The sequence below is a fragment of the Enterococcus sp. 125944 genome, from assembly GCF_051909435.1.
Classification (GTDB): domain Bacteria; phylum Bacillota; class Bacilli; order Lactobacillales; family Enterococcaceae; genus Enterococcus_D; species Enterococcus_D gallinarum.
In genome coordinates this window covers 43,584-58,681 of record NZ_JBQASY010000006.1, presented here as the reverse complement: position 1 = coordinate 58,681, position 15,098 = coordinate 43,584, and the positions used below count along the sequence as shown (strand labels likewise).

General features: G+C 43.5%; 8 protein-coding genes and 1 pseudogene. 2 read left to right on the top strand and 7 right to left on the bottom strand.

What is annotated here, in order from left to right:
* Positions 1-201 precede the first annotated feature (201 nt).
* The 4 genes from ACTFWY_RS07150 to ACTFWY_RS07135 form a co-directional block, all read right to left on the bottom strand.
* On the bottom strand, positions 202-6,480 hold the full coding sequence (locus ACTFWY_RS07150) for an Ig-like domain-containing protein (protein WP_439926715.1): 6,279 nt from the start codon (positions 6,478-6,480) through the stop codon (positions 202-204).
* A gap of 701 nt (positions 6,481-7,181) precedes the next feature.
* Entirely contained in the window at positions 7,182-7,913 is a 732-nt protein-coding gene (locus ACTFWY_RS07145; RefSeq protein ID WP_439926714.1) for a GntR family transcriptional regulator, read from the bottom strand.
* A gap of 150 nt (positions 7,914-8,063) precedes the next feature.
* Positions 8,064-9,410 (bottom strand): PTS cellobiose transporter subunit IIC, encoded by a 1,347-nt coding sequence (gene celB, locus ACTFWY_RS07140; RefSeq protein ID WP_439926712.1) that lies wholly within the window; start codon positions 9,408-9,410, stop codon positions 8,064-8,066.
* Positions 9,394-9,900, bottom strand: a complete 507-nt coding sequence (locus ACTFWY_RS07135) for a hypothetical protein (protein WP_156247902.1) — start codon at positions 9,898-9,900, stop codon at positions 9,394-9,396. Before ACTFWY_RS07135 ends, celB begins: the two co-directional genes overlap by 17 nt.
* A 336-nt stretch (positions 9,901-10,236) precedes the next feature.
* On the opposite strand from ACTFWY_RS07135, the pseudogene add reads away from it, so the two are divergent.
* Positions 10,237-11,258 (top strand): annotated as a pseudogene (gene add / locus ACTFWY_RS07130) (adenosine deaminase).
* A gap of 90 nt (positions 11,259-11,348) precedes the next feature.
* Here add and ACTFWY_RS07125 read toward each other — a convergent pair.
* From ACTFWY_RS07125 to ACTFWY_RS07115, 3 genes are all read right to left on the bottom strand, one after another.
* Positions 11,349-12,146: an ABC transporter permease subunit gene (locus ACTFWY_RS07125; protein ID WP_003126093.1), complete on the bottom strand. Its 798-nt coding sequence runs from the start codon at positions 12,144-12,146 to the stop codon at positions 11,349-11,351.
* Complete coding sequence (locus ACTFWY_RS07120; protein WP_439948479.1) at positions 12,143-12,967, bottom strand: ABC transporter ATP-binding protein; 825 nt, start codon at positions 12,965-12,967, stop codon at positions 12,143-12,145. The genes ACTFWY_RS07125 and ACTFWY_RS07120 overlap by 4 nt, the downstream gene beginning before the upstream one ends.
* A 541-nt stretch (positions 12,968-13,508) precedes the next feature.
* Positions 13,509-13,994 (bottom strand): sigma-70 family RNA polymerase sigma factor, encoded by a 486-nt coding sequence (locus ACTFWY_RS07115; RefSeq protein WP_231437814.1) that lies wholly within the window; start codon positions 13,992-13,994, stop codon positions 13,509-13,511.
* A 168-nt stretch (positions 13,995-14,162) separates the two neighbouring features.
* Here ACTFWY_RS07115 and ACTFWY_RS07110 point away from each other — a divergent pair, with 168 nt between their 5' ends.
* The gene (locus ACTFWY_RS07110; RefSeq protein ID WP_081132229.1) at positions 14,163-14,939 is read left to right on the top strand and encodes a hypothetical protein; all 777 of its coding nucleotides are present in this window, start codon (positions 14,163-14,165) and stop codon (positions 14,937-14,939) included.
* Positions 14,940-15,098: the final 159 nt, after the last annotated feature.

Sequence of the window (15,098 nt, the reverse complement as noted above, 5' to 3'; positions counted from 1 at the left end):
GCATATTTTCTACTAACATCTCTATTCTTTTCGCTCTCAGTCTTCGTAACTCTTCAAACCATTAGTAGAATTGGTGGTAACGCAGCAGAAAGGCTATATAGATTCAGGAACATTTCTAAAAAAGGCTCCTGCGACATGGACACATCGCAAGAGCTTTCTCTTATGGATCAGCAATTATTTGCTTTGGTCCAGTTTCAGCAGTTACTGATTTTTTTTCTTTCTTGATTTGAAGAAACCAAGACTACCGATCGCAACCAGTGCAGCACCGATCATTGATGCAAACCAAGTACTTTCACTGCCAGTTTGCGGCAAGTATTTGCCTCCACTATTATTACTATTGATGTTGTTGCCACCGCTGATGTTCCCATTGCCGATGATATTGATTCCACCGTTATTGCCATTACCGATATTATTTCCTCCGGTATTGCCGCCACCAGTGTTACCACCTCCGGTACTACCGCCACCAGTGTTACCACCACCAGTGTTACCACCGCCAGTATTGCCACCGCCAGTATTGCCACCGCCAGTGTTACCGTCGTCAACTCCAGCAACCGGGACTGTGACTGTAGCAGCTGCACTGCGGTATTCTTTGCCACCAGCAACGACACTCGCAACAACATATAAATTATCTTTTGGTTCGACGCGATTGGCTGCTACTACGATCCGGTAATTGCCTTCACTGTCTGTCGTACCAGTGCCCACCACTTCTCCTTGAGCATTAGAGATTTCAATGGTTACATTTGGATCAGCTTTCCCCGTAACCGGATACCCAGATGATTCATTGCCGCTGATTGTTGCAGTAGGTGCGGCAACCGTCACGGGACTAACGACGATACTCATCGGATCACTGACATATTTCCCATCAGTTTGTGCAGTAGCCGTCAACACATCTCCTTCCGATAGCTCGGCTACATTGATACGCCAATTGCCAGCTTCATCCGCTCTTAATTCAAGTGGTGCGGCAAAGGCACGGGTGGTGTTCAACCCACCCAGAATTCGCGCCATCACTGGTGCTGCTTCATTGATGGTCAGAATGACTGAAGAACCTGGCTCTGCGGTTCCGCTGACTGTTTCGTCCCCGGCAATCGCTGGATCAATGAGTGGCGTAGCCGTTTTTTCCATAGGTACTGTGATTGGTGTATTACCACTGCGGTAGTCTTTGCCACCAGCGGTCACAATCGCTGCGACGTTCAAGTTTTCTTCTGGGTCCACTTGATCTGGCGCAATCACGATTCGGTAATTGCCTTCTTCATCGGCTGTGCCGGTACCCACAACTTCGCCTTGAGCATTGGTGATTTCAATCACTGCATTAGCCACTGTTTCCCCAACAACGGGATAGCCATCGGTCTGATTGCCGCTGATTGATGCGGTTGGTGCATCAACTGTCAAGCCATCCACTGTTACTGTGATTGGGGCACTTGGATCCTTGCCGTCGGTTTCTGCCACGACAGTTATAGTGTCGCCTTCCGAAACTTCTGGTACTTCAGCGGTCCAGTTACCTTCCTCATCTGCTTCAACGACGACTGGATCTTTGTCGCCATTGGTGATGGTGACAGTGGAACCTGGTTCTGCTGTTCCGCTAATTGTATCGTCTCCGGCTGTGACGGGATCAATCGTTGGGGTTCCTGTTTGGTTGTCTTCTGGTACAGTGATCGGCGTGTTGGCGCTGCGGTAGTCTTTCCCACCAGCTGTTACGATCGCTGCGACGTTCAAGTTTTCTTCTGGAGCTACTTGATCTGGAGCGATCACGATTCGGTAATTGCCGTCGCCATCAGTAGTGCCAGTCCCTACCACATCCCCTTGCGCGTTAGTAATTTCAACTGTGGCATCAGGTGCTGCTTTACCAACAACTGGATAACCGTCAATCTCGTTGCCGCTGATTGATGCGGTTGGTGTGGTAACCGTCAGTCCATCCACCGTAACTGTGATTGGTGCACTTGGGTCTTTCCCATCGGTTTCTGCCACGACAGTTATGGTATCCCCTTCGGAAACTTCAGGTATATCAGCAGTCCAATTGCCTTGATCATCTGCTTCAACGACGACGGGATCTTTGTCGCCATTGGTGATGGTGACGGTTGAACCTGGTTCTGCCGTTCCGCTGATTGTCTCATCACCGGCTGTGACGGGATCAATCGTTGGCGTGGTCGTTTGGTTTGCTAAAGGCACGGTAATTGGTGTTGCTCCACTGCGATAGTCTTTCCCGCCAGCGGTTACGACTGCCGTCACATTCAAACTTTCTTCTGGAGCTACTTGATCTGGAGCGATTACGATCCGGTAATTGCCATCACCATCAGTGGTGCCAGTAGCTACCACATCTCCTTGCGCATTGGTGATTTCAATGGTTGTATTCGCTGCTGCTTTACCAGTCACTGGGTAACCATCGATCTCATTGCCGCTAATTGACGCGGTTGGTGAAGCAACAGTGATTCCTCCAACAGTGACACTGATCGGTGCGCTTGGATCTTTCCCATCCGTTTCTGCCACAACGGTTACAGTATCACCTTCGGAAACCTCTGGCACATCCGTCGTCCAATTGCCTTGATCATCTGCTTCGACAGTGATTGGGTTTTCTCCGGTGACTGTAATAGTTACTGTTGAACCCGGTTCTGCCGTTCCGCTGACTGTCGTATCACCAGCACTAACAGGATCAATCGTTGGTGTTGCTGTTTGATTTTCACGATTATCGGCTGGCACAACTACTGTGGTTGCTCCGCTACGGTAATCTTTCCCGCCAGCAGAGACGACTGCTGTGACATTCAAGTTCTCTTCTGGTGTGACTTGATCTGGCGCGATCTCAATACGGTAATTGCCATCGTCATCTGCAGTGCCGCTACCCACGACATCTCCTTGGGCGTTGGTGATTTCGATCGCTGCATTAGCTACTGCTTTACCAACTACTGGGTACCCATCGGTTTCGTTCCCACTAATTGCTGCAGTCGGTGTTGCGACCGTCAAACCACTAACACTTACTGTCACTGGTGCGCTTGGGTCTTTGTCGTCAGCTGTAGCTACGACGGTCACTGTATCTCCCTCTGACAATTCCGGTACGTTTGCTGTCCAATTGCCTTCTTCATTGGCATTGACAGTCACTGGCCCTTCGCCACTCACATTGACCGTGACTGTTGCTCCAGGTTCTGCTGTCCCGCTGACCACTGTATCTCCTGCTTTAACTGGATCGACAGTCGGTGTTTCTGTAAGAACCGTTGCTGGAACAATGATTGGTGTATTGCCGCTGCGGTAGTCTTTGCCTCCGGCAGTCACGACTGCTGCCACATTCAGATCCTCTTCTGGTGACACACGATCCGGTGCAATCACGATGCGATAGTTGCCATTCCCATCAGCAGTGCCACTACCTACGATTTCTCCTTGCGCATTGGTAATCTCGATCGCAGCGTCAGCCACAGATTTACCCGTAACCGGATAACCGTCCAACGTGTTGCCGCTAATAGAGGCTGTTGGTGCATTGACGGTCAATCCATTGACCGTGACGCTCACAGGTATACTTGGTTCTTTTCCGTCAGCAGCAGCTACTACAGTCACTGTTTCACCTTCAGAAACTTCCGGTACATTCGCAGTCCAATCACCTTGGTCATTCGCAACGACTGTTACTGGCTCTTCTCCATCCACAGCCACTGTGACGCTTGCCCCTGGTTCTGCTGTACCGTTGATTGCTGTATCTCCTGCTGCTATCGTATCAATGGTTGGGATTTCTGTTTGACTGGCTGCTGGAACCGTCACTGGTGTATTGGCACTCCGATACTCTTGACCTCCAGCAGTCACGATTGCTGCCACATTCAAGTTTTCTTCAGGTGTCACTTGATCTGGAGCAATCACGATCCGGTAATTGCCATCACCGTCGGCAGTACCACTACCTACGACTTCTCCTTGGGCATTGGTGATTTCAATGTCTGCATTCGCAGTTGTTCGACCAGCTACAGGATAACCATCTCTCTGGTTACCAGTAATTGATGCAGTTGGTGCAGAAACACTTATTCCGCTGACGATGACACTGACAGGTGTACTTGGCTCTTTGTCACCAACAGTAGCTACCACAGTCACTGTTTCGCCTTCAGAAACTTCCGGTACATTCGCAGTCCAATCACCTTGGTCATTCGCAACGACCGTCACTGGCTCTTCTCCGCTCACAGTTACCACTACATTGGCGTTCGGTTCAGCTGTACCGCTGATCGTTTGATCCCCGGCATTCACCGGATCGATCGACGGCGTTTCAGTTTGGTTTTCTTGAGTATCGGCTGGCACAACAACCGGTGTTGCTCCACTACGATAGTCTTGCCCTCCGGCAGTCACAATTGCTGTAACATTCAAGTTTTCTTCAGGGGCAACTTGATCTGGCGCAACCACAATCCGATAGTTGCCCTCCCCATCTGCGGTTCCGCTGCCGACAACAACTCCCTGAGCGTTCGTGATCTCGATGGCAGCATCAGCAACCGTTTGTCCGATTACTGGATAGCCATCTGTCTCATTACCGCTAATCGTTGCCGTCGGTGCCTCAACCGTCAAACCGCTAACGCTCACACTGACTGGCGAACTTGGTGTTTTTCCGTCAGCTGTGGCTACTACAGTGACCGTGTCACCTTCCGTCACTTCTGACACTTCAACCGTCCAATTTCCCTGGTCATCTGCCACTGCTGTCACTGGGTCTTCTTCGCCGACTGTGACTGAGACTGCTGCTCCAGGTTCCGTTGTGCCATTGATCGTAGTATCGCCAGCCGTCACTGGGTCAATCGCCGGCGCTGTTGTTTGTTCCGCTGTATCATCGATTGGAACAGTAATTGCTGTTTCTGGACTACTGTAGTCTTGACCACCAGCCGTCACGATTGCTTTGACATTCAAGTTTTCTTCTGGGGCGACTCGATCGGGGGCAATTACGATGCGATAGTTGCCATCACTGTCAGTCGTTCCACTGCCGACAACGTCTCCTTGAGCGTTCGTGATCTCAATCGCTGCATTCGGTGTTGCTTTCCCAATGACTGGATAGCCATCTGTTTCATTGCCACTAATGGAGGCTGTAGGGGCTGCAACGGTCAAACCTGCGACGTTCACTGTCACTGGCTCGCTTGGATCTTTGCCATCTGCTTCTGCCACAACGGTCACTGTTTCCCCTTGAGAGACTTCTGGTACCTCAGCTGTCCAGTTGCCTTGGGCATCCGCCACTGCTGTAACTGGCTGTTCATTTCCGATAGTCACTGTTACTGTTGAATCTGGTTCTGCTGTTCCGCTGATAGTGGTATCACCAGCCGCAACAGGATCGATGGTTGGTGTTTCCGTTTGTTCTGCTGCAGGTTCTGCTGCTAACCAGATGGAATTATTGCCATCCTCATCTGTAAATAAATCAAGTGTGAGTAGATTAGATTGAGAAAAAGTACCTGCAAATCGAGCTTCGTATGGATTCGACGGATTCGTCACACCATTTGCAATCAGCTCTGAAGTCGTTGGTGTCGTCACGGTCGTTGGCATCACAACTGTCGTTTGACCTAAAACAGATGCCGATGCGATTTGATCAGCAAGATCTGTCGTTCCATTCAACACAGCTTGTGCAGCATCGACGGTAACATTCAGAGTGGCTTTAGCTGTGTTGACTGTTTCTTGGACAAGTGTATTGACGCCATCGATCAATGAGCCAATCCCAGGAATGTTACTTGCTCCGCCCAAGATGCTTACTTGGATTTGCGCCTGTTTCAAGTTCTCCAAAATGGATTGGATGCGTTGGTTGACCACAATAAATAAGCCGTCATCCACATTGGCAATCAAGGCACGTTCATTATCTGTCAATCCAGCAGGCACTTCAAAATCGGCTTGTCCAAATTGTCCTAACTGATTCAATAAATCCAATTGTTCATAGATGTCATCTAGATTGACGGATACTACTTGACTGATATCAACGATGGAAGCTGCTTGATACAATAAATTTGGAAAGCCATTAATCGTTTCTGGAATCCCTAATGCATCCGCTAAGTTCTGATTCACAAGAGCATCCACCGTTCCTACCAATGTGTCAACAGCAGGCGTAAGCGTTCCAATCAGTGTTTGGATAGCGGCAATATTTTCAAGTTGCAGAGTGATATTTGTTGATACCCGGGCATTGCCATTTGGTTGTACAAAGCCAGTCAGCCCTTTTGGCACACCAACGATTGCTACTTTATCACCGTTTAAGACGTCAAGCGTCACCGCATTCGATCCGCTGATGGTAAAGTTGACTGGGTTGGTATCTCCAGGATTTGAATATGGCGCTGCAGCACTTGTTCCAGAATCATTTGATGCTTGGACATTACTAAAAATCTCAGCAGAAACCAATGATGCTTCTGCGGTCTTTGGTGCCCACAACAATGTAGTGGGAACAACCACAGAACTCGTCAGTAACATCCCGCTGACCGTTAAATTCGCTAGTAGCGATTTTTTGTTTATTGCGCGTCTTTTTCTCCTTGAATTCATTATTTTTTTATAGTCATTGCCCTTCATTCTTACTCCTCCTATTCAAATAAATACAACCAACAAAAGTGACCAACCAACTTTGGCATTCGTCTTTTGATGTTCGCTATGATCACATATCCGGAGAAAGAGATCACAAACAAAAAACGTTTGCAAAATAAAAAAACACCCATTCAAATACTCGAAAAAATCTCAATTACATTTTTCAACATACCAGAACGATTTCCGTGCTTTTTTGTGATTAAATAACTAAAATATTCAGTTATTTAAGCAAATTCTAGCATTTTTATTTTTATACAACAAATTATTAACACCATGAATAATTAAAAAAACATTTTATTGAAAATAAAATAACAGAAACCTTTTATTTTTATTGCCATCGTTAATTATTTATTACTTGTGCTCCTCTTTTCGCAAAAAAATCATTAAAAAGAGATTTTTTTGATTTTACTCCTTTTTATTAACAAAAATTAGAAAATTTTTAATGTTCTCAGAATACGCTTCCATCTTTTCTTCTGATATTTCTTTTGTAAAAAAGTGAAATAAGAATTATTTTCTAAACAGTATTCTGTTTTTTTTAAATCTTTAAAAAAAAAACAGAAAAAAATTCCTTAAAAAAGGCGATTTTCACCGCTTTCTCCTTTTTAAAACAATTTTCAAACAAATAAGCCACCAGAAATCGTGAATGATTTCTGGTGGCTTAGACCATTTTATGAGCTACTTCTAAAGGATCAATCTTGTAATTTCTTATGCATAAACAACGTTGTTTCTCGATAGTCATAGAAGATTTTTGAGAAGGCCATCAAATCACCTTCTCGCAAGTAACTGTCGTCTCGAACAACCAAACTAGGGCTCCCCGCGTTCATGCCAAAAAAAGCAGCTTGTTTAGCAGTCAGTAATTCAGAGCGGATAAATTTATCGATGAAACTGACAGTCACTCCCTTTTCTTGTGCAAAATATTCAAACATGGAACCGTACATAGCAGATTCTGGGATCTGACCAACGATATCTGCCAGATAATAGGATTTCTCAATCAAATACGGCTGATCATCCAGTGTGCGAAATCGTTCAACTTCAATAAAAAGCTGATTATCAGAAAATCGCTGGTGGCTTGGCGAAAAGTCGATCTCAGCGTACGAGACCAAACGCTGCGTTGCTTGAACGGTTTGAATCAGTTTTCCTTCTCTAGCAAGATCTTCGGTAAACCCAAGATCACTTTGGACTGCTTTTTGCTCTTGCGTCAATTGATCGTGGACATAGGAGCCTCTCCCTTGAACTTGATAAATATAGCCGCGTTTACTCAATCTGCTTAGTGCTTGCCTTAAGGAATACCGAGAGACCTGATAGTGTTCCATCATTTCCTTCTCACTAGGTAACTTTCCGTTGCGATCAGCTAAACTCTTTTTTTCGATTCGGGCAATTAAATCTGCCGCTAATAAATCGATCGTCCATTGTTTTGTCATTCCACTTCTCCCCCAAATGTTGTACTATTCCTATTTTACCGCAAAAGCCACTGCCTTAGTGGAAATCTTTCTTTCATCTCATGATGACAAAAGAAAACCCAGCTAAACATGCCTTAGCTGGGGTCTGTTCATTCAAACTTGCACTTTCGGTCAAGCTTTTCCTTGTTCTTGTGCAAAAAGTTTGCCATCATACATTTTGATGAATGGGAACCAAATTAGAAAGGCGACCAAAGCGCAAATTAATGCCAGTACAAAGGCACGCCAATCACCACCTGAACCAATAACCCCTGAAAGACCAATTGGGGTTGGCCAAGCGACTTGGGCAATCGGTGGATTGACAAACCCTAAATTGATTGCAAAATATGCCACCGACATAGAGGCCATTGGTGCCAAAAAGAAAGGAATTGCCGTATATGGGTTATAAACAACTGGCATCCCAAACAAAATTGGTTCATTAATGTTAAAGAATGATGGGACGATCGCGGCTTTACCTAATGCACTTAGTTGTGCCGATTTAGCAAAGAAGGCGATGAAGATCACCATGCCCAGTGTCGCTCCTGAACCGCCAATGGTCACGAAACTATTATTGAATTCACCGGCAAAAGCAATATTTGCACCGCTTTGGTTTTCAACCATGTTGGAAAGAACGATGGGCGTCAAGAATGAGGTCACGATCGTTGCTCCGTGGATTCCGACGATCCACAATGCATGCATCAAGAAATAGATGACTAACAACCCAACCCACGTACTCGTCAATTGCGAAACAAAACTAAAGGGAATCGCAATGACTTTGAAGATATCGGTCCCTAAAGCTACTAAAGCACCGTTGATCACGATCACGACTAAAGCAATCAACGCAGTCGGAATCAATGCAGTAAATGAACTTGAAACACCAGTTGGTACAGTATCAGGCATTTTGATGTAGATATTTCTCTTGACACAAAACGCGTAAATTTTCACTGCAATAATAGCCATAATAATTGCAGTAAAAATACCAGTCGTTCCTAAACGTGTCACACCACCCGCCATTTCCCAACCATCAATGATTTTTTGATCATCGGAAATAAGGGTCACAAGAGTCGCTACTCCGCCTTCAAATACTAATTGAGGTAAACACATGAAGAATGCCATCATTGACAACAAAGCCCCGTTTACAGGACTTAACGAAATTTTTTCTTCCTGCGCTTGGATCTTGGTATATTCATAACCAAAAACAATACAGAAATATAAGGCCAAGATCCCCATTGTTGCAGTATTTCCTAGCATATATAAACTTTGGATCTTATCAAAAGAAGCCGCCCAAATCGATGCTAAAGCTGGGAAACTTTGAGGTAAGACACTAATAATCAGGAACATTGAACCAACGATCGTAAACGGAATCGAAGCCATCCCGGCCGCCATCACCCCACGGACGATTCGAAATTGCGAGATTCGCCCCATTGGTCCCATTAAGTACTTATCCAGAAAGGTAAACATTTTACTATTTTCTGTGTTCATCTATTTTTCCTCCTTTATTCTCAAATGTCCGCAGATAGTTCAAGTAACTATCCCGATCTTTTTCGATCAACCATGCTTTTCGTTCCATATATAAACAACAAATCAATCCCAGAGTCAGACTAACCAGTAAAATCGGTCTGGCCGCAAGATTCAAAAATGGGAAAAATCCGTCTTGCCACCCTAACAGGATAAAAAGGATACCAGTAGCGTTGACCCCTGTTTGAATCCAATAACCAACTTTAGTCAAGTGCAATCGATTTGATGTCTGCCAATATTTTTGTGTCTGCTCAAAGATGATGGCGCCATCGACCAAAAGCAAGAACACCGGTACCAGACCCATCACTGTCCAATTTGCCAGACTAAGCAATGCCCAATAAAGATTGATAAAGAAAAAAATTGCTGTCATATAGCGAAAAATCAGATAGCGGTTAAATCGCATATTTTTTTGTGCGTACGCATTGGCACCGGACGACTGATTTTGTCCTCTCATAGTTATGATCCACTCCTCTCTCATCATTATTATCGCGAATAACAACCAAACTTGTTCGAACAAGTTAATTTTAGCATAAATCAAAAATCATGCAAGCGATTACTTTTTGATGTTTGGTTGTAAAAAATAAACTCCTGAAGAAAATCGTCTATATTCGCACAACTTTTTAAGGACTATTCAGGTATCTTCCAGCAAAGTTTTGCTCTTGTGAAAACGGGGATTTTATGTTAAAAATGAATAAAAGGAATGTTGATTCAAAAAGATGTTCGCTTTTCAAGTTATAAAAAAAGGTTTTTGGTGCAAAATACTTACTTTAAAAGGAGAAAGACGAAAATTATGGCAAAAGAAGTAACCTACGAATTTATCAAAGAAATTCCCAAAGCTGAACTCCATCTGCATTTAGAAGGAACATTGGAGCCTGATTTGAAATTACGATTGGCACAAAAAAATCAAATTGATATTGGTCAATCAACAATCGAAGAGGTGGAAGCAAGTTATCAGTTCGACTCCTTGCCTTCTTTTTTGAACATTTATTATCCAGCGATGAATGTCCTCCAAACAGAAGAAGATTTTTATGAATTGGCAATGGCTTACTTCAAGAAAGCTGCCGAACATCACGTCACTTATGCTGAAGTTTTTTTGATCCGCAAGCCCATACCTCTCGCGGTATTTCTTTTGAAACCGTCATCAACGGCTATTATCGAGCGACACAAGAAAGTGAACAAATTGGTGTACGAAGTGCCCTAATTATGTGCTTCTTACGGGATTTTTCTGCTGAATCAGCAGCAGAAACCTTAGAACAAGCACTACCTTTTAAAGATAAGATTTTGGGGATCGGGCTTGATTCGGATGAAAAAGGCAATCCACCACTGAAGTTCAAAAAAGTCTTTGAAAAAGCAAAAGCCGCTGGATTTCACTTGACGATGCACTGCGACATTGATCAGGAAGATTCGATCGAACACATTCGCCAAGTCATTGAAGAAATCCAAGTGGAACGAATCGATCATGGAACAAATATCGTAGAAGATGAACGGTTAGTCGATTATGTGCGGACGCACCAAATCGGATTGACGTGTTGCCCTGTCTCCAACAGTTTCGTCGTGGATGATATGAAGGGAAAAGAAATCATCGAGTTATTGGCAAAAGGCGTCAAAGTGACGATCAATTCAGATGACCCAGCTTATTTCCAAAGCTATATTTCTGACGACCTTTATGCATTGAGCAAAAATTATCAGCTAACAGAGGACCAAATCATTCAATTGGTCAGAAATGCCTTTGAGATTGCTTGGTTACCAGAAGAAGAGAAGAAGTTGTATCTAGCGGAAGTCGATGCTTTTGTCGCGGAGAAAAACAATTAATTTTTATTCTTATACAGGCAAAGCTGCACAAGGGTAAAACAAACAATCACTCCAAATACAGGATTGGAGTGATTTTTTTTTGCTTGTTCACTAAATATGAAGATCTTTCTTACAAAAGACCATGCCCGATGCCACGAACAGGATACACGCTCCAATCAATAGGACAAAGATTCCGATGAGACCACTACGATCTCCTGCGATCAAAGCATCTGGATCAAACAATGTAAAGAAAGTAAAATACTTTACTTTTTCTGCATTTCCGCCGGTGTTGGCAAGCATCTGTAAGACGTACATTAATGCTGGTATCCCACCGCCGACAGCAATACTGTATTTTGAATCATTAAAAACACAAGAAGCTAAGAAAGAGATTCCTGCGATAAACAACTGCAAACAAAGCAACCCACCATTCAGCAGCAACAGTTTGGGAATCTCGAGTTCTCCTTTAAATTGTAATCCGCAAAGGATCTCTAATGCAGTGCCATAGATGATCAAAAAGAAAATACCCGTTAAAAGAACCGACATCTGCGTCATGACAATCGTTCTCCGTTTGATGGGTGCTGCCAGAAGGGCCACCATCGCATTACTGTCCACATATTTGGCAATCAATGCATTCCCTCGAAGAATCGAGAATACCATTGGAAAAATGATCAAAATAAAACCATAGAGGTAAGAAGACATGAAACCCAATAATGAGTTAGCGCCGGCTTTCATGCCGACTGCCGACATCAATTCTGGCAGCATCTTGCGCATTTCTTCAAGAGACTGCATCATTTCTGGATTGTACATACTGACAATGATTGAGATGTAGAGGGTCATGACGGCACCAAAAATCACAAGCGTCAGGATGCTGCGGCGCAACTCGCGTTTGTAAAGGGTGAAATTGATCATTTCTCTTCACCTCCATAATAATCCATAAAGATCTGTTCCAATGTTTGACTCGTACTGACTTGAACTTGACTAGGTTGTGCCGGATCGATTTCTCCATTGAAATCTGCTGCAAAGGCTGCCGCCAGTTGTTCATTTGGCAAAGTGACGGTATAACGACGCAGATGTTTTTCTCTTAATGTGTCGGTGGAATCCAACGCAACTAATTTTCCGGCACGAATGATGCCAATTCGATCACAGGTCCGCTCAACTTCTTCAAACATGTGGCTAGACATGAGGATGGTTTTGCCGCGCTTTTTTTCTTCAGTGATTAAATCAATAAAACGTGACTGCATCAAAGGATCTAAGCCACTAGTAGGCTCATCCAAAATCAAGATCTCTGGGTCGTGCATGAAAGCCACAACAATGCCAATTTTTTGTTTCATCCCTTTACTCATTTTTTTGATCTTGCCGTTCGGATCTAACTCAAATCGATCAAGTAATTCTTTGGCCCGTCCATTTTCAGTATTTCCCCGATACTTTGCGATAAATTTAATAAATTCGCTTCCGGTCATATCATCAAAAAAAGTCATTTCGCCAGGAATGTAGCCTAAATTTCTTTGGATTTGTTCTCGTTGCTGCCAGCAATTCATCCCTTTGATCAAACAGTTGCCGCTTTGAGGTTTGATGAACCCCATTAGATGACGGATCGTTGTGGTCTTCCCAGCGCCATTAGGACCCAGAAAACCAAACGCTCCTGCTTCCACAGAAAATGACAGGTCAAAAATTCCTTTGCCATTGCCATAATCTCGTGTCAGATTGGAAATATCAATTTTCCCCATCATTCATTCCTCCTATTGACCAACGTCTATTCACTAGCAAAACGTTTGCTGGTTTGCCCCACTTGCTTTTTGATACTCCCGCTTTGCAAGTGATCAGTCAAGGCCATCGGTCTTTGCCATACATATCGTATGATGATAGCCAAAGTATAGCCTATGTTGCTGTTTTTGACTACCAAAATATCCACCGTATTCTAGAAATAGTCTGACCAAAAAAAGCGCCTTTTTAAGTCGCGAATTGACGAAAAAAAGCGGCCTCTTCCATTCGAAGACCGCTTTATTCGACGATTGCTGTTAATATGATTTGAAAAAAAGACGCTTCTCATTCAATTAGAACTTAAGGCACCAATCATGGTCAACATAAAAGGAGTTTATCAAGTACCAAGAAAAACTGTCATTATCTGTCGATAATGCGAAAACAGTTTAGACAAAAGGTGCCTTTTGTTCCTTGATTTCAGTTTACAAAAAGAAGCTGCACGATACAAGAGGAACGAGTAAGAAAGCTCCTGTCTGGGTCCTTCACTTTTATTCTGACTAAATAGAACACCTATTTTTTGCTGCTTGTCGTCTCCTCGTGAATAAATTGCTGCCAACGGGCTCTCAACTTCTGACGATAATAATAGCGAGACTGTTTTGATCCCTCTTGATTGACCCAATCAAGCCACATTTGTCGTTCTTTCGGTTTCAGAAATGCCCAGAATTGCATCAGCAATAGATGATTGTCAATGTCTTCTTTCAGATCAATCGCTTCTTCCTGCTCTGATGCGATTGCTTGAATCAGTTGTTTTTGACGATTACTTTTTCGTTGTAAATCAATCACTCGCCATAACAAAAAGCCAAATAGATAATTCACTTCATTTTCGTTGCGAAAGATCCCTTCATCAGGATACCTTCGTGCGCGCTCAAAGAGCATGAGTCGCAACTCTTGCAAATAATCTTCAAAATCTGGATGACTGGGGAAGATGCCCGCCCGAATCAGCACTTTGTAAAAGAGGCGCTCATAAGAAGCCATCAGTGTGTGCCATTCTTTCATTGTATTCCTCCTTTTGCTTGGTGTTCCCGCGGGTACATTAACCATAGCAAAAAGAGGAAGTGACTATTTTTATCAAAAATCAATAAATCATTTGAATTGTGCACTTTTTATTGCAAAAATAGTCAGATAATTTTATAGTTGAAGTATCTAAAATGAAGGAGTTTTTCTATGAAGAGATGCTACTCCCCTATAAGTTCGAATAAACTTGATCCTTATCGTCTGTCCTTTGATCCAAAATGTAAACGATTCCTCAATTCTAGTGATCAGGCCACTTGCCAGGAACTTGCTGCTTTGATCCGTCCAACCATGACAATTGACTTCGAGAAAGAAATTTTTGCCATTCTGCCTTTTGTTCGCGATGATCGCACGCATTCTTTGATCATTTATCAAGACTATTGTTCACTTCTTCCACAGCCGCCATTTCCTATCATCAAACAGATTCTTCTCCATTTCCATTTTTATGAGTACGCGCTTTTCAAAGATACACTGTACCATTTATTCAGCCAGTCGAATATCAAACGTCAATACAAGATTCCTTGTGCGACTAGTGAATATAGCTTGCTACCCCTAACAAACGCGACCAAAAAAGACACGATTTGGGTGAACCCTGGAAAAATCATGACTTTGTCCGCTTCTGGACCGCAGCTGTTCATTGAACTGCACAATCAGTTCTCTTTCCCCTGCTTGGTTGAGTCCCGCCGCTTAAAGCAAACCATGCTGATCAGTTTCCTTGCTCACGGCATTATCAAACGAGAACATAGCTATCAACTGCCTCGGGCGAACACTAGCCTCACTGAGTTTTTGGAACTTTCTTTTTCTCCCCTCACCAACCACTTACTAGAAGATCTTCATTTTCATGATCTGCCTGGCAAACGAGGAAGTTTTAGTCTGATTTATCAAGATCTCTATGCAGAAGAAAGCCAACAAAAAATGCGCCAAAAATGAGTGCATTTGGTCAAATTTCCCTCTTACCAACGCTTTTGCTTCTGAAAGGATCAGCTACAGAAAATTTAGAAGAAATTCAAAAGAAAAAATTTTTTTGATCTTTTAGCGTATTTTATTTTTGAGAAACAAAAAGGTACTAGTTTAAGAAAATAGTGCTCT